The following is a 14,925-nucleotide window of genomic DNA, read 5'->3' as shown; positions in this document are numbered from 1 at the left end:
GTGCCGCGATGAGCGCGGGAAATACTTCATCAGGCGTGCGGAGTGAACCCGATTCAGAGCTGCTAGCTACTACCTGGAGAATTACGTGCGACGGCCGGGGCCGATGTCTTACGGTCGGCGACGGGCCCGCAGCGCCACTACCACAGCGACTCCGGTGAGAATAACCGAGAGATATTCGGGCAGGGAGCCGAATCGGGTAGCGAGTGTGGTGCTGTCGCGCAACGGAAGCTCGGCGACCAGGGCCGCGGGCACGAACAGCGGGCTCTGCTGACGCACCACGCCGTCGGCGGTGATGATCGCGCTGACGCCCGAGGTAGCGGCGACCACCAGCGCCCGGCCGTGCTCGACGGCGCGCACCCGGGACATGGCCAGTTGCTGGTAGGTCATCTCGCTGTCGCCGAAGGTGGCGTTGTTGGTCGGCACTGTCAGCAACTGCGCGCCGGCTCGCATGGAATCCTGGAAGGCGCGGTCGAAGGCGACCTCGTAGCAGGTGGCCACACCGATGTCGACGCCGTTCGCGTGCACCGTGCCGTCGCCGTCGCCGGGCACGAAATAGCCTGCGCGGTCGGCGTATTCGGAGAACAGACGGAAGAACGAGCGCATCGGCAGATACTCGCCGAACGGCTGGATGATCTTCTTGTCGTGCCGGTCGGCCGGGCCCGCCGCGCCGTTCCACACCATCACCGAATTGGTGGTGGTGCGATCGGCGTTGACCAGTACCGCGCCCACCAGGATGGGCGCCTTGATCTGCTCGGAAGCCAACGTGATCAGCTGGCGAGCGTCGGCATTGCGCAACGGATCGATATCGGACGAATTCTCCGGCCAGATCACGACATCCGGCTGTTTCGCGGTCCCCGCCGCGATCGCCCGGGCCAACTCCTCGGTGCGCCGGACGTGATTGTCCAGGACCGCGCGCCGCTGTTCGTTGAAATCCAGACCGAGCCGCGGCACGCTGCCCTGGATTGCGGCGACCGTGATCATCCGGTCGCCCTCATCCGGGGCGGGCAGCGCGGCCCGGAGGATCACTCCGGTGAGAGGCATGATAGCCAGAGTTGCTGCCGCGGTGCCAATTCCGACCCGGGCGATACTGTTGAGCTGGGGTTTTCCCGCCACGGCAGCAGGTTCCACGGAGCTTGCCGAGTGCTCCGGTCGCCGGGGAAGCAGCCGATCGATCAGCGCCGCCGCGCCGGTTCCGGTGAGCGCCACCGCGAATCCGACCAGCGGCGCGCCCGCCACCATCGCCAGCGGCAGGAACCAGCCGTCGGACTGCCCGAAAGCCAGCCGCCCCCAGGGGAATCCGCCGAACGGGAAGTTCGATCGCACCCACTCGGTGCCGACCCACGCCAGCGCGACCCACAGGGGCCAGGCGCGCAGATTCCCGAGCAGCCGGGCCAGCATGCCGAACAAGCCGACGTACGCCGCGCAGACGACCGACAGCGCCAGCCACGGCACCGGCCCGACATAGATTCCGGTCCACGGCAGCAGCGGCAGGAAGAACCCGAGCCCGGCGAGCATGCCGTACCCGAATCCGCCGCGCAGCTTGCCGTTTCCGCGAACCACGAGGGTGAGCACCGCGACGCCGAGGGGCGCGAGGAACCAGAACGGTCGCGGCGGAAAACTGCCGAACATCAGCAGCCCGGCGACCACCGCCGCCACCGATCGGCTCAGCACCGGATAGTGCCCGACCGTCTTCGTCGCCCGTTCCAGCACCGCGCCGCGTCCCTCAGTCATCGCCCTGCACACTCCACATCCGGCACCGCTGCGGCACAACAAATCTCGGTACTGCACATCCACGATCCGGCGAAACGTTGTGTGCGCGCGGGCCGTACGGGTTCATGCCGCATAAATGGTGACCCCGCGGTGCACAGTGCGCAGGCAGCGGGGCAGCCGAGCCGCCGGGTCGAGGGGCGGCAGTCCGGGCACCCGGGAACGCGGATCGGTGGACCACCGCTGCACGGTGTCGGCCGCGGCAGCTACCACGAGGTCGTCGGCCTCCCAGATCGCATAGGAGGCAGGGGCTCCCGGCACCAACGTGCCCGCGAGTCCGTCCCGCACCCCGCCCGCGCGCCACGCGCCACGCGTGGCGGCGGCGAAGGCCGCGCGCGGAGAAATGCCGTTGCCGGAGGTCCGATGGTTGGCGGCGGCGCGCACCGCGGCCCACGGGTCCAGCGCGGTGACCGGTGCGTCGGAGCCGATCGCGAGCGAGATGCCCGCGGCGGCCATGGCGGAGAACGGGTTCAGCGTCGCGGCGCGCTCCTTGCCGAGCCGGGCGGCGTACATGCCCGCCGGACCACCCCAGGCGGCGTCGAAACCCGGCTGCACGCTGGCGAGCACACCCCAGGCGCCGAGCTTGGCGATCTGGTCGGCATCGAGCATTTCGGCATGCTCGACCCGATGTCCGCGCGCGGCCACGGCCGGGCCGCCGAGGACGTCCACGACCCGTCCGAATCCGGCGACCACCGCGTCCATGGCAGCGTCACCGATGACGTGGAAACCGGCCTGGATGCCGGCTTCGGTGCAGGCTTGCACGTGGGCGGCGATCGCGTCGGCGTCGAGGTAGGACCGGCCGGCGCTGTCGGCGTCGGCATAGGGTTCGCGCAGCCACGCGGTGCGCGAGCCGAGCGAACCGTCGACGAACAGATCACCGGCGAGCCCGTGCACCCCGAGCTCATGCACCAGCGCCTTCGCCTCCTCCGCGCTCCGCACGGCCTCACCCCAGTACGCCCGGACCTCGACACCGTGCTCGAACTCCAGCAACTCCCGCAGATCCGTGCGGCCCGCGATATCCGGGCCGCCGCATTCGTGCACGGCCACGATGCCCTGTGCCGCCGCCGCGTCCAAGGCCGCCTTGCGCGCCGAATCCCGTTGTGCCCGAGTCAATCCCGCCAGCGCCGCGGCCCGCACCAGATGATGAGCATCCGCCCGCACCGGCTCCCCCGCGGTGTAGCCCACCGCCGAAACCACCTCGGGAACCGCCGCCAGCAGCGCCGAGGAGACGACTGCCGAATGCCCGTCCACCCGAGCCAGATACACCGATCGCCCCGCACCGGCAGCCGCGTCGATCTCCTCGACCGTCGGCGCCCGCCCGCCCCAGCGCGTCTCGTCCCACCCGTCCCCCAGAATGCCACCCTCCGGGTGCGCGCCCGCGAACTCCCGCACCAGGCCCAGACATTGCTCGAGGGTCTCGGCCGCGCTTAGATCGAGGCCGGTCGTCTTCAAGCCCAGCGCCGTCACGTGCACATGCGGATCCACGAACCCCGGCGCCACGAACGCTCCGGCCAGATCGATGATCTCCGCGTCCGGATGCAGCGCGAGCCCCGGCTTGTCCGCCCCCAGCCACACCACCATCCCATCCGTCACCGCCATAGCGGTCGCATCAGGAGCGCTGGAACTGTAAATCCGACCACCGATCAGCAACTGGGTACCCACGAGTGCCCAGTCTGCCGTATCCCCCCACCACACCCACACACCCCACACACCGCTATGCCGCACCCCACACCGGCTGGAGGTCAGCGGTCTCCATATCGCGGCAGGCATCCACTGTCGAGCTCTAATGCGAAGGGCTCGGGAAGTGTGACCGCGTCCCCGTAGTCGCCGTCGAGTTTGCCGTGATAGACGCCGTCCTTAGGGTGCGTGTACAGCGTCCACACACCGTGCCGGGGATCGACTACCAGCAGCATCTTGACCCCTGCGGCGGCACACCACCCGTTCTTGTCCGTGATCTGTCGCGCCTTCTCCGACTTCGAGATCACCTCGACCGCCAATTCGGTATCGGCGGGATCGGCCAGCCATTCGTCGTCGTCGTCCCAAGATTCAGGCAGGACGATCAGGTCCGGCGTGCAGTAGTCGTCCTCATCGTCCGGCATCGGGATCGAGCTGTTCTCGTACGCGGCCAGGCCCTGCGGGATTCTCGGCTCCAACTGCCGCCGAAGCCGCCGGATCGTGCCCGCGTGTTTGCCGCGCGGGGTCGGTGACATCACGAGATTCCCGCCCAGGATCTCCACACGCAGGCCCGTCGCTGATTCGATCTGTTCCGCGACGGCGCGCAGGTTTCCCGGGCGCGGGTGCATGGCGGGGACGCTCACGGACGATCACTCCAACCCTTGCGAACGGCTGAGCCTAAAAGGTATCGCAGAACAGCGGTCGTACGCCTTAAACCGCTGGGCCGATGACGCGGTGCGGGGTGCCCTTGCCGTCGTCGTACCACTGCTGGACGACGGCGCCGTCGATGACTTCGCCGCGGTCGACGATCTCTTCGCCGTCGATGACGATGCCGCGGTAGGGCATGTGGGCGCGGAGTTTGCCGACGCGGCGGTCGGCGAACGAGCGGACCAGGGGGCGGACGAGGAAGCGGGTGGGGGGAAGCAGGAAGAGCAGGCCGATGAGACCGGTGACCAGGCCCGGGATGAACATGAGGATGCCGCCGGCGGCTACCAGGGTGGCGTCGGCGACCGCGGTGCCGGGGGTGACCTCGCCGCGGCGGGCGCGGCGGAACTGTTCGAAGACGCGGCGGCCCTGGGAGCCGATGAGCAGCAGGCCGAGGGTGGAGATCGCGATGAGCGACAGGATCGCGGGGACGACGCCGAAGAAGTGGCCGACGGCCACGAGCGCGGCCAGCTCGGTGACGGCGTACAGGAAGAAGATCAAGGCGGGCATGGCGATCCTTTCGGAGTTGCAGCGACGCCCCGATGCGGGGTGGTGCGGCGGGCGCGCCTGTCTGTTCAACGTCCTGATCGAGCGGATTTCTCCCGGCGGCCTGGGAAGGCCCTGAGATTTCGGGCACCGTCAGCCGCCGGGGCGGACCAGGCCCGTCTCGTAGGCCAGCACCACGGCCTGCACTCGATCGCGCAGGCCGAGTTTGGTGAGCACCCGGCCGACGTGCGTTTTCACGGTGGCTTCGGAGAGGAACAGCTGCCCCGCGATCTCGGCGTTGGAGCGGCCCGCGGCGATCTGTTCGAGGACTTCGCGCTCCCGGGCGGTGAGCACGTCCAGGACGGAGGGGTCGCGCATGCCACCGGGTTCTTCGGCGATGAGGCGGTCCAGCAGGCGCTTGGTGACCTTCGGGGAGACGACGGCGTCACCGGCGGCGACACTGCGGATCGCGGAGATCAGGTCCTCGGGCGGGGTGTCCTTCAACAGGAACCCGCTGGCGCCGGCGCGCAGCGCGCCCAGTGCGTGCTCGTCCAGATCGAAGGTGGTCATCACGAGGACTTTGCTGTGGCCCGCTTCGACGATCTGCCCGGTGGCGGTGACACCGTCGACCACAGGCATCCGCACGTCCATGAGCACCACGTCGGGCCGCAACTCGCGGGCCCGCGTCACCGCGGCCGCGCCGTTCTCCGCCTCCCCCACCACTTGGAGGTCGGGTTGTGCGCCGAGCACCATTTTCAGGCCCATGCGCATCAATTCCTGGTCGTCGACGACGAGAACGGTGATCGGCACGGTCTCAATCTATCGGCACAGCAGAGCTATTCGCTCAGTCCCGGGGTGAGCGGGATGGTGGCGTGCACCCGCCATTTGCCCTCCGGGGTGCGGCCGACCTCCAGCGTGCCGCCCAGCACGGCGATGCGTTCGCGCATCCCGAGCAGGCCCAGCCCGCTGCCCTGAATCGGATGCGCCGGTGGACCGTGCATCGGCGTGCCCCCGGTGTCGATGACCTCCACCAGCACGTCGGACTCGCGCCGCTGGACCCGCACCCAAGCCTTGGGGCTGGCTCCCGCGTGCCGCAGCGTATTGGTCAGCGACTCCTGAATGATCCGGTGCACACCGAGACTGACCTCGGGTGCGATGCCGTCCAGTTCACCGGTGAGCTCCAGGTCCGCGGCCAGCCCGGTGCCGCGCATCATGTCCACCATGGCGGCGATGCCCGCGGTGCCGTGCTGCGGCAGCTGATCGGCCGCGTGCTCGGTGCGCAGCAGCGCGACGGTGCGGCGCAATTCGCGCAGCGCCTCGCGTCCGGTGGCGGAGATGGTGGTCAGCGCCTGTTCGGCGGTGTCCGGATCGCGGCGCAGCGCGTACTTGGCGCCGTCGGCCTGCACGATGATGACGCTCACCGCGTGCGCGACGACATCGTGGAGTTCGCGGGCGATGCGGGTCCGTTCCCGCGAGACCGCCTCATGGGTGCGGCGCTCCCGGTCGTAGTCGGCGACCGCGAGCCGCGCCGCCACCTCGGCGTCGTACGCGTGCCGGGCGCCGTTGAATTCGGCGAGGGTCCAGCACAGCGCGTAGAACATGCCGATGGCCCAACTGGTGGTGAGCACCGGCTGGCGCAGCAGCACGATGGACAGCACGGTGTCGAGGATGAGACCGGCCAGCAGCAGCAAACCTTCGCGCCGGCCGACGTAGGCGACGAGGGTGTAGAGCATGATGCCCAGCGCGAGCAATCCCGGATGCACCGCCATGTCGTCGAGCAGATAGCTGAGCATGGTCGTGCCGAGCGACAACGCCAGCATGGTGGCCGCCATCGCGCGCGGATAGATCCGGCGCAGCGCCACCGGCAGCGGCAGCAGACCGCTCAGCGCCAGATAGACGACGGGATGCTCGCTGTCGTCGACACCGGCGAAGATGTCGACCAAAAGCAAGGTGAACGCCAGCATGGAGTCGGCCACGACAGGCTTGCCGCGAAGCCACAAACTGAACCGGCGCATGCGGTTCAGACTATGCGGGGTCCGTTGAGATGCCGACCCGCAGTATGGGCAAACATAGGATGTCTGGTTGTGTTGCGGGCGTGGATCTAGGAGATTGGGCGGCCCTGCTGGTGGCCGCGACCGCCGCGGGGTGGGTAGACGCGGTGGTCGGCGGCGGCGGATTGATCATCTTGCCGACGCTGTTGCTGGTGGCGCCCACCATCGCGCCGCAGACCGCACTCGGCACCAACAAGATGGCGGCCGTCGCGGGCACCGCCGCCTCGGTGGCGACGTTCGCGCGCAAAGTGCCGATGCAGTGGCGCATGATGGTGCCCGCCGCCCTGATCGCCGCGGTGACCGCCGCGGCCGGCGCCGCGGCCGTATCGCTGATCGATCGGGAGCTGTTCATCCCGATCGTGCTGGTGGTGCTGGTGGGCGTGGCGCTGTTCGTCACGTTCCGGCCTTCGATCGGCGTCACCATGGCCACCCATCCGCCGACCCGCCGCAAAGTGCTGCTGGTGGTGGCGCTGGCCGCCGGGTTGATCGGCCTCTACGACGGCTTGATCGGTCCGGGTACCGGCACCTTCCTGATCATCACCTTCGCCACGCTGCTCGGCACCGAGTTCGTGCGGGCCGCCGCGATGGCGAAAGTGATCAACTGCGGCTCCAATGTGGGCGCGCTGATCTATTTCGGGTCGACCGGCCACATTCTGGTCGCGCTCGGCGCGGCCATGGCGGTCGCCAATATCGCGGGCGCGGTCCTCGGCTCGCACATGGCCTTGCGCAACGGCGCGAAGTTCGTCCGCGTCGTCCTGCTGGTGGTGGTCGTGGCGATGGTGGCGCGGCTGGGCTGGCAGCAATTCGGCTGAGCCCGCCCCGTTTTCAGCCGACCGGTTCGGGCGCCTTGCTGGACGCGAGCCAGGGTCGCAGCACCTCGGACGTGGTCTCGTGGATACGGCGGTGCAGTCGCTCCCCGTCCTCGGGCGTCGAATTCGGTTGCTGGAACAGCACGGTCAACGCACCCGACACCGCGCCCACCACCGCGCCGACCAGGGCTGCCGCCCCGACCTCGTCGAGTTCGTCGGGGAACGCCGCGTGCAGTTGCCGGCCGATCTCACGTTGCGCGACCAGTTGCGCGTGCGCGGCCCGTCCGCTCACCGCGGGCACGGTACGCGAAACCTGAGCGCGCACAGCGGCGATGCGGGCGTTGAGGTCGTCGACGAGGTGGTCGCCGGGATTGTCACCGGCCGCGCGTAACGCGCGCAGCAGCACTTCGACGGGCCGTTCCTCGGGAGTGCGGGAGCCGATCGCCGCGACCGCGGCCCGGACCCGCTCGTCGGGTTCGGGGAAGAGTAGTTCTTCCTTGCTCGCGAAGTAGTTGAAGAAGGTGCGGGTGCCGACCTCCGCGGCGGCGGCGACATCGGCCACCGTCGTCTCCTCGTAACCTCTGGACTCGAAAAGCTCGACAGCGGCTTCCAGAAGAGCGCGGCGGGTGCGTTCCCGTTTACGGTCGCGGAGGGCGGATGGTGGCACGCGGGCACAGTACGGCATGAGACGCTCCGGGTGCTGTAACCACGGGTTTCCCGCGCGCCGTGCGATCTTGAAAAGCCGGTCCCATAGTCGCTCAGGGTAATTCGCGGGAGGTGTAGCGTAGCCAGGGTGACCTCAGGAGTAGACGCCGAGTTCCTTGCGCTACCGCTGTCGACGCTCGCCGACGCCGCGCTGTCCACCGCGCGGGTTTCGGGAGCCCAGCACGCCGACCTGCGGGTGCACCGGCTGGTGACGCAGTCCATCCGGATCCGGGACGGCCGGGTGGAGGCGATCAGCAACTCCACCGACCTCGGCCTCGCCGTGCGCGTGATCGTCGACGGAACTTGGGGTTTCGCCTCCGCCGCCGCACTCACCCCCGACACCGCGGCCGAGGTCGCGCAGCGCGCGATCACCGTCGCCAAGACCTTGCGCGCGTTGAACCGGGAGAAAGTCGAACTCGCCGACGAGCCCCGCTACGACAACGCGCAGTGGGTCTCGGCCTACGCGCTGGACCCGTTCACGGTGCCGACAGCCGACAAAGTCGATGTGTTGCAGGATTATTCGGGTCGCCTGTCGGCCGCCGACGGCGTCGATCACGTGACCGCCTCGGTGCTGCAGGTCAAAGAGCAGACCTTCTACGCCGACACGGCCGGGTCCTCCATCACCCAGCAGCGCGTGCGACTGCATCCGGTGCTGGAAGCGATCACCGTCGACTCCGCCTCGGGCGTCTTCGAATCCATGCGCACCTTGGCCGCACCGGCCGGACGTGGCTGGGAGTACGTCACCGGCGCCGACGGGATCTGGGACTGGGACGGCGAACTCGCGCAGATCCCGGCCTGGCTCGCGGAGAAGGTGAAGGCCCCCACCGTGACGGCGGGCCCGACCGATCTCGTCATCGATCCGTCCAATCTGTGGCTGACCATCCACGAATCCATCGGCCACGCCACCGAATACGACCGCGCCATCGGCTACGAATCCGCCTATGCCGGAACCTCCTTCGCCACTCCCGACAAACTCGGCACGCTGCGCTACGGCACCCCGATCATGCACGTCACCGGTGACCGGACCCAGCCCCACGGCCTGGCCACCGTCGGCTACGACGACGAGGGCGTGGCCGGGCAGCGCTGGGATCTGGTGCGCGCGGGCATCCTGGTCGGCTACCAGCTGGACCGGGTATTCGCCCCGCGGCTCGGCCTGGACCGGTCCAACGGCTGCTCCTACGCCGACTCGGCGCATCACGTGCCGATCCAGCGCATGGCCAATGTGTCGCTGCAACCGGATCCGGACCGCGATACCAGCACCGCCGAACTGATTTCCCGCGTCGACGACGGCATCTACATCGTCGGCGACAAGTCCTGGTCGATCGATATGCAGCGCTACAACTTCCAGTTCACCGGTCAGCGATTCTTCCGGATCCGGGACGGCAAGCTGGACGGCCAACTGCGCGATGTCGCCTACCAGGCCACCACCACCGATTTCTGGGGCGCGATGGAGGCCGTGGGCGGGCCATCCACCTGGCAGCTGGGCGGTGCGTTCAACTGCGGCAAGGCCCAGCCCGGCCAGGTGGCGGCGGTGAGCCACGGCTGCCCGTCGGTCCTGGTGCGCGGCGTCAATATTCTCAACACCCGAAACGAGGCGGGACAGTGACTGCGACAACGGTTTCGGCCGCTCCCGAGGTCGTCGAACAGGCCCTGCGCCTGTCCCGGGCGGACGAGGCCGTCGTCCTCGTCACCGACGCGCACGAGGCGTCGCTGCGGTGGGCCGGGAATTCGATGACCACCAACGGTTCCTCGGTGTCCCGATCCTGGGCGGTGGTGTCGATCTTCCGCGACGGGCCGAACAGCGCCCGTGTCGGCAGCATCAGCTCCACCAGCGTGAACGCCGACGAGGTCGAGGCCGTGGTGCGCGCCAGCGAGGAAGCGGCCCGCACCGCCGAACCCGCGAAAGACGCCATGCCCCTGCTGGATCCGGACGCGTTGCGCGCGGACAGCGCGGACTGGGATCTGCCCTGGGACGGCGCGCCCCGCACCACCGACATCACCGTCTTCGAAGGCGTGGCCCGCGATCTCGCGACCGGCTTCGACGGCGGCGACAAGCTCTATGGTTTCGCCCACCATCAGGTGCATTCCACCTGGCTGGGCACCTCGACCGGGATCCGCAGGCGCTGGATTCAGCCGACCGGGTCGATCGAGATCAACGGAAAGCGCGGCGCCGGAGCGGATCTGGCGAGCGCCTGGGCCGGCGCCGGTACGCAGGATTTCGCCGACGTGGATGTCCCCGGCCTGCTGACCGAATTGTCGCGCCGCCTGGACTGGTCGAAGCGTCGTGTCGAGCTGCCCGCGGGCCGCTACGAAACCTTGCTCCCACCCTCGGCGGTGGCCGACCTGATGATCTATATGAACTGGTCCATGGAGGGCCGCGGCGCGCATGAAGGCCACACCGCCTTCGCCCGGCCGGGCGGCACGCGCGTCGGGGAGCGGCTCACCGATCTTCCGCTCACCCTCTACTCCGATCCCGCCGCCGCCGGACTCGAGTACATCCCGTTCGTCGCCACGTCCTCGTCGTCGGAGTCGGTGTCGGTGTTCGACAACGGGTTGACCGCCGATCGGGTGGACTGGCTGCGTGAGGGTGTCATCCGGTCACTGGTGTATCCGCGCGCGACGGCCGCCGAATTCGACGCTCCGGTCACGGTTCCCGGCGAGAACCTGCTCATGACGGGCGGGACGGATACCTCGCTCGCGGACATGATCGCGGGTACCGAACGCGGTCTGCTGCTGACCTGCCTCTGGTATATCCGTGAGGTCGATCCGGCCACGCTGCTGCTGACCGGTCTCACCCGCGACGGCGTCTATCTGGTGGAGAACGGGGAGGTCACCGCCGCGGTGAACAACTTCCGGTTCAACGAGAGCCCGCTGGACCTGTTGCGCCGGGTCAGCGAAGCGGGCCGTACCCAGGTCACCCTGCCGCGCGAGTGGAAGGACTGGTTCACCCGAACGGCCATGCCGCCGTTGCGGATTCCCGACTTCCACATGTCTTCGGTGAGTCAGGCGACCTGAGCGCTCAATGCGGCCGTGACACCTCGTAGGTGCCGTCCTGATCGGTGACGGTGACCGCGACGGTCTTCTTCAGCCCATCGATCCGGAGGCTGCATTCGTAGCTGCTGCCCACGACCACGGGCAACTCCTCGGGGCATTTGACGTCTTTGATCGCCGCCAGGCCGTAGGACTCGCTGAGCACCTCGACGATGCCGCGCTGCACGGCGACCGGGTCGAGGTTGTCCGGCACGACGACGGCGGGCGTGGCCACCGGAGTGGTCGGCAGCGCGCCGATCGGCGCGATCGCCGCCGGGGCCTGGACCGCCGCGGTGGGTGTGGGTTTCGGTGCGGGGGTGTCGTTTTCGCGAATATTGACGACAACCAGTCCGGCGATCACACCGGCGACGGCGATCGCGAAGGCAGCGACCACCCCGGCGATGATGACGGGGACCCAGCCATTGTGGTCGGGTCCGTATTCGGGCTCGGTGGGTTCGGCGATCGGGTACGGGCGAGAGGCATTCGGCCGTCTTGTCGGTGCAGTCATACAGTCCCTCCCTCTACTGGGGCAGAGTCGAAGCGATGTGCTCGGCTGTGGACCACCCCCGTGCCCGAGGAAGGATAGCCGAGCGCGTGCGGGTGCGCCGCGAGTCGTGCCGATTCGGTCGGCCCGGCACGCCGGGCCCGCGCCGAACGGCGGATGATCAAGGGGCGGGGGTGATCTCGATGCCGATCGTGCCCGCTTTGCCGCGGCGCAGATTGCTGCCCAGAATGATGAGCGGCCCGAGAATGAAGTACTTCTTTTTCAACAGACTGCGAACCCGTTCGGTGCCCGCCGCGTCCAGCACCCGCCCGGTGCCTTCGATGACTTCGCCGTGCGGTTTGCCGCTCGGACTGCACGGCTGCAGGGTGACAGCGGGATTGCGGCGCAGTCGCTTCACTTTCCAGCTGTCGGTGACCGTCCAGGCGTAGAGCTTGCCCTCGGATGCCACGGCCCAGACCGGGGTGCCGACCGGGGTCCCGTCCTTGCGGAAGGTGGTCAGCAATACGTAGTCGGCCTTGCCGACGGCCCCGAGGGTGTTCGTCATGTGGGTCAGCCTACTGGGCACCGGATCTCGTTGCGTCAGTCGGCTGTTCGATATTCGCCGGCCTCCAGCCGTTCGATCAGTCCACCGGTCCAGCCGGTGAGGTTCGCGAACACTCCGCTCCAGAGTTCGAGGAGATCGGTGGAGTACGGCGGTTCGTAGCGGCCGGGAAATGTCGGGATCATCTCGAGCAGTCCGTCGCGCACCTCGGCGCTGTTGCGCTGCTGTTGACGTAGCTTCTCGACGATATGCCCGCGCGGCAGCGCGTCCATGAAGGCGATCGCCGCGCCGAGTTCCTCCATGTCGATGCTCACCAGCGCACTGTCCATCAGCTTGCGGAACTCCGCCTCCCCCGCCTCGGTCATCGCGTACAGGGTGCGGCCCGGACCTTCGGCGCTGTCCTCGGTCCGGAGAGCGTCGAGTTTTCCTTCGGCGGCGAGTTGCTTGATCGCATGATAGATCGAGCCCGGCTTCACATTGGTCCAGGTTTCGGCCTGCCAGGAGAGCAGTTCGCGGCGCACGGCGTAGCCGTGGGTGGGTTGCTGCCGTCGGATGACGCCCAGCACCAGCAGACGTACAGCGGGCATGTTCGGCTCCTTCGCTCGAACTCATACTACTCAAATTTGACTTCCGTTCGACGCCGGTCCTAGCCTGAGGTAGTCAAACTTGATTAGTATCGATTGAGGAGAGATCCATGGCCGACTACCCCGTACCGGTGCTCTGGAGCGGATCGACGGAGGAAACCCTCGACTTCTACAAAGCCCTCGGGTACAAGGTCGTCTCCGCCCAGACCCGGCCGTACACCTACCTCGCGCTGGAGCGCGACGGCTGCCCGGTGCATTTCACCGCCCGGCCCACCGGGCTCGATGCCGCGGCCGAGTCGGTGGGGTGCCTGATCATGGTCGACGACGTGGCCGCCCGGCACCGCGACTTCACCGCACGCCTGCGGGCGCGCTACGGGAAGATCCCGGCGCAGGGGTCACCGCGAATCACCCGGTTTCGTCCGGGCCAGAGCCGGTTCACCCTGGTCGACCCGTCCGGCAACTACCTGCTGTTCATTCAGCGGGACGAGCCGGAGGACGCGGTGGAGTACGGCGGCTCGGCCGAACTGGACAACCTCGCCAAGACGCTCGATAACGCCCGCATCCTGCGGGATTTCAAGAACGACGACAAGGCCGCGGCCCGGGTACTGGAAGTCGGACTGGGCCGGTTCGCCATCGAGTCGACGCCGGTGGAGCGCGGTCGCGCGCTGGCCATGCTCGCGGAATTGGCGGTCGCCATGGCGGAGCCGGAACGAGCCGCGGCCTACCGGGCGCAGGTCCGCGAGCTCGATCTCTCGTCCGAGGATCGCGCGATCGTCGCCGAGGAACTCCAGGCGGGCACCGAGTTGGAGCGGTGGCTGACCGAGTAACCGGTTCCGGCGCTACACCGCCGAGGTCAGCACCTGTGGACCGGCTTCGGTGATGGCGACGGTGTGCTCCGAGTGCGAGGTGTTCGAGCCGTCGGCGGACCGGATCGTCCAGCCGTCCGCATCGGTGTAGATGCGGTCGGTGGTGCGGGCGAACCAGGGTTCGATGGCAATGGTCAGACCGGGGCGCAGGGGGTAGCCGCGGCCGGGGCGGCCCGCATTGGCCACGTGCGGGTCCTCGTGCATGGTGCGCCCCAGGCCGTGGCCGCCGAACTCCATGTTCACCGGATAGCCGTGCGCTTTCGCGACCGCGCCGATGGCCGCGGAGATATCGCCGGTCTTGTTGCCGGGCACCGCGACCGCGATGGCGGCGGCCAGCGCCTCCTCGGTGGCGCGGACCAGCTTCGCGTCCGCCGGGGCGGCGTCGCCGACGATGACGGTGGTGGCCGCGTCCGCGACCCAGCCGTCGATCCCGACGGCGAGATCCATGCTCAGCACGTCGCCGTCGGCCAGCACGTAGTCGTGCGGAAGTCCATGCAGCACAGCGTCGTTGACCGACAGGCAGACCGTATTGCGGAACGGCCCGCGACCGAACGACGGTGCGTAATCCCAGTAGCAGGACACCGCGCCGCGCCGCCGGATCCGTTCGCGCACATGCGCTTCCAGATCCAGCAGATTCACGCCGACCTGAGCGCGGGTGCGCAGATCCGCGAGCACCTCGCCGACGAACTGTCCGGTTACCCGCATCCGCTCGATCTCCTCGGGCGACTTCAACTCCACCACTGCGCTCACCTCTCGTTGGTATTTTAATACCACCGTAGCGTGCCCGGTATTTTTATACCAATCGGCGTGCTAGCGTGGGATCATGGTTCGTCTTCCGCTCACCACCGCCCAGATCGAGGCCGGCCGTCGCCTCGGCGGGCTGCTGCGCGCGGCCCGCGGCGAGCGCGATCTCGCCGAAGTCGCTCGGGCCGCGAGCATTTCGCCCGAAACCCTGCGCAAGATCGAGACCGGCCGCCTGCCCTCCCCCGCCTTCGGAACGGTGGTGGCGCTGAGCCAGGCGCTCGACCTGCCGCTCCAGGAGCTGGCCGACACCTGGCGTTCCGCCGCGCTCGCCGAATCCGCTTAGCCGGTCGCGCACCAGTCCGCTCGACCGGTCGCGCACCAGTCCGCTCGACCGGTCGCGCACCAGTCCGCTCAGCCGGTCGCGCACATCCATTCAACCGGCCGATGGCCCAGCCACC

At 68.6% G+C, this 14,925-nt stretch carries 16 protein-coding genes; 5 read left to right on the top strand and 11 right to left on the bottom strand.

All coding sequences use genetic code 11. The annotated features are described in order from the left end of the window. Positions 1-108: 108 nt before the first annotated feature. From lnt to BJ987_RS19760, 6 genes are all read right to left on the bottom strand, one after another. Positions 109-1,731, bottom strand: coding sequence for an apolipoprotein N-acyltransferase (gene lnt, locus BJ987_RS19785; protein WP_209892138.1), 1,623 nt, complete (start codon positions 1,729-1,731; stop codon positions 109-111). 102 nt (positions 1,732-1,833) lie between these two features. After that, complete coding sequence (locus BJ987_RS19780; RefSeq protein WP_307869685.1) at positions 1,834-3,429, bottom strand: amidohydrolase; 1,596 nt, start codon at positions 3,427-3,429, stop codon at positions 1,834-1,836. 80 nt (positions 3,430-3,509) lie between these two features. Beyond that, positions 3,510-4,085 (bottom strand): Uma2 family endonuclease, encoded by a 576-nt coding sequence (locus tag BJ987_RS19775; protein ID WP_209892132.1) that lies wholly within the window; start codon positions 4,083-4,085, stop codon positions 3,510-3,512. A 67-nt stretch (positions 4,086-4,152) separates the two neighbouring features. After that, entirely contained in the window at positions 4,153-4,656 is a 504-nt protein-coding gene (locus tag BJ987_RS19770) for an FxsA family protein (RefSeq protein ID WP_209892129.1), read from the bottom strand. 129 nt (positions 4,657-4,785) lie between these two features. Then, positions 4,786-5,442 carry a response regulator gene (locus BJ987_RS19765; RefSeq protein ID WP_209892127.1) on the bottom strand — a complete coding sequence of 219 codons (657 nt, stop codon included), beginning with the start codon at positions 5,440-5,442 and terminating at the stop codon, positions 4,786-4,788. 26 nt (positions 5,443-5,468) lie between these two features. Next, the gene (locus BJ987_RS19760; RefSeq protein WP_209892124.1) at positions 5,469-6,647 is read right to left on the bottom strand and encodes a sensor histidine kinase; all 1,179 of its coding nucleotides are present in this window, start codon (positions 6,645-6,647) and stop codon (positions 5,469-5,471) included. An 80-nt stretch (positions 6,648-6,727) separates the two neighbouring features. On the opposite strand from BJ987_RS19760, the gene BJ987_RS19755 reads away from it, so the two are divergent. Next, the gene (locus BJ987_RS19755; protein ID WP_209892121.1) at positions 6,728-7,495 is read left to right on the top strand and encodes a sulfite exporter TauE/SafE family protein; all 768 of its coding nucleotides are present in this window, start codon (positions 6,728-6,730) and stop codon (positions 7,493-7,495) included. A gap of 13 nt (positions 7,496-7,508) precedes the next feature. On the opposite strand, the gene BJ987_RS19750 is transcribed toward BJ987_RS19755, so the two are convergent. Then, entirely contained in the window at positions 7,509-8,159 is a 651-nt protein-coding gene (locus BJ987_RS19750) for a TetR/AcrR family transcriptional regulator (protein ID WP_307869684.1), read from the bottom strand. 126 nt (positions 8,160-8,285) lie between these two features. On the opposite strand from BJ987_RS19750, the gene BJ987_RS19745 reads away from it, so the two are divergent. Together BJ987_RS19745 and BJ987_RS19740 are read left to right on the top strand one after the other, a co-directional pair. After that, positions 8,286-9,803 carry a TldD/PmbA family protein gene (locus BJ987_RS19745; protein WP_307869683.1) on the top strand — a complete coding sequence of 506 codons (1,518 nt, stop codon included), beginning with the start codon at positions 8,286-8,288 and terminating at the stop codon, positions 9,801-9,803. Continuing rightward, complete coding sequence (locus BJ987_RS19740; RefSeq protein WP_209892115.1) at positions 9,800-11,212, top strand: TldD/PmbA family protein; 1,413 nt, start codon at positions 9,800-9,802, stop codon at positions 11,210-11,212. The genes BJ987_RS19745 and BJ987_RS19740 overlap by 4 nt, the downstream gene beginning before the upstream one ends. A 4-nt stretch (positions 11,213-11,216) precedes the next feature. Here BJ987_RS19740 and BJ987_RS19735 read toward each other — a convergent pair whose 3' ends face one another. The 3 genes from BJ987_RS19735 to BJ987_RS19725 form a co-directional block, all read right to left on the bottom strand. After that, a complete protein-coding gene (locus BJ987_RS19735; RefSeq protein ID WP_209892112.1) occupies positions 11,217-11,735 on the bottom strand; it encodes a DUF4333 domain-containing protein in 519 nt (172 codons plus the stop codon). 157 nt (positions 11,736-11,892) lie between these two features. Further along, complete coding sequence (locus BJ987_RS19730) at positions 11,893-12,276, bottom strand: PPOX class F420-dependent oxidoreductase (protein ID WP_209892110.1); 384 nt, start codon at positions 12,274-12,276, stop codon at positions 11,893-11,895. A gap of 35 nt (positions 12,277-12,311) precedes the next feature. Then, the gene (locus BJ987_RS19725; RefSeq protein ID WP_209892107.1) at positions 12,312-12,860 is read right to left on the bottom strand and encodes a PadR family transcriptional regulator; all 549 of its coding nucleotides are present in this window, start codon (positions 12,858-12,860) and stop codon (positions 12,312-12,314) included. Between the two features lie 107 nt (positions 12,861-12,967). Between BJ987_RS19725 and BJ987_RS19720 the strand changes: the two genes are divergently transcribed. After that, positions 12,968-13,684, top strand: coding sequence for a DUF8817 family protein (locus BJ987_RS19720; protein ID WP_209892104.1), 717 nt, complete (start codon positions 12,968-12,970; stop codon positions 13,682-13,684). Between the two features lie 12 nt (positions 13,685-13,696). Here BJ987_RS19720 and map read toward each other — a convergent pair whose 3' ends face one another. Then, positions 13,697-14,464, bottom strand: coding sequence for a type I methionyl aminopeptidase (map, locus tag BJ987_RS19715; RefSeq protein ID WP_209898744.1), 768 nt, complete (start codon positions 14,462-14,464; stop codon positions 13,697-13,699). 82 nt (positions 14,465-14,546) lie between these two features. Between map and BJ987_RS19710 the strand changes: the two genes are divergently transcribed. After that, positions 14,547-14,810, top strand: a complete 264-nt coding sequence (locus BJ987_RS19710; RefSeq protein WP_209892102.1) for a helix-turn-helix transcriptional regulator — start codon at positions 14,547-14,549, stop codon at positions 14,808-14,810. The last annotated feature ends 115 nt before the right edge of the window (positions 14,811-14,925 follow it).

Source organism: Nocardia goodfellowii, assembly GCF_017875645.1.
GTDB lineage: Bacteria > Actinomycetota > Actinomycetes > Mycobacteriales > Mycobacteriaceae > Nocardia > Nocardia goodfellowii.
This window is presented reverse-complemented; position numbering and strand designations above follow the sequence as displayed.

Bases quoted from the DNA above. Each gene is read 5' to 3' on its own strand.
- BJ987_RS19710 (WP_209892102.1), top strand. From the start codon at position 14,547: ATGGTTCGTCTTCCGCTCACCACCGCCCAGATCGAGGCCGGCCGTCGC.
- BJ987_RS19760 (WP_209892124.1), bottom strand. From the start codon at position 6,647: ATGCGCCGGTTCAGTTTGTGGCTTCGCGGCAAGCCTGTCGTGGCCGAC.
- BJ987_RS19720 (WP_209892104.1), top strand. From the start codon at position 12,968: ATGGCCGACTACCCCGTACCGGTGCTCTGGAGCGGATCGACGGAGGAA.
- BJ987_RS19735 (WP_209892112.1), bottom strand. From the start codon at position 11,735: ATGACTGCACCGACAAGACGGCCGAATGCCTCTCGCCCGTACCCGATC.
- BJ987_RS19730 (WP_209892110.1), bottom strand. From the start codon at position 12,276: ATGACGAACACCCTCGGGGCCGTCGGCAAGGCCGACTACGTATTGCTG.
- lnt (WP_209892138.1), bottom strand. From the start codon at position 1,731: ATGACTGAGGGACGCGGCGCGGTGCTGGAACGGGCGACGAAGACGGTC.
- BJ987_RS19725 (WP_209892107.1), bottom strand. From the start codon at position 12,860: ATGCCCGCTGTACGTCTGCTGGTGCTGGGCGTCATCCGACGGCAGCAA.
- BJ987_RS19770 (WP_209892129.1), bottom strand. From the start codon at position 4,656: ATGCCCGCCTTGATCTTCTTCCTGTACGCCGTCACCGAGCTGGCCGCG.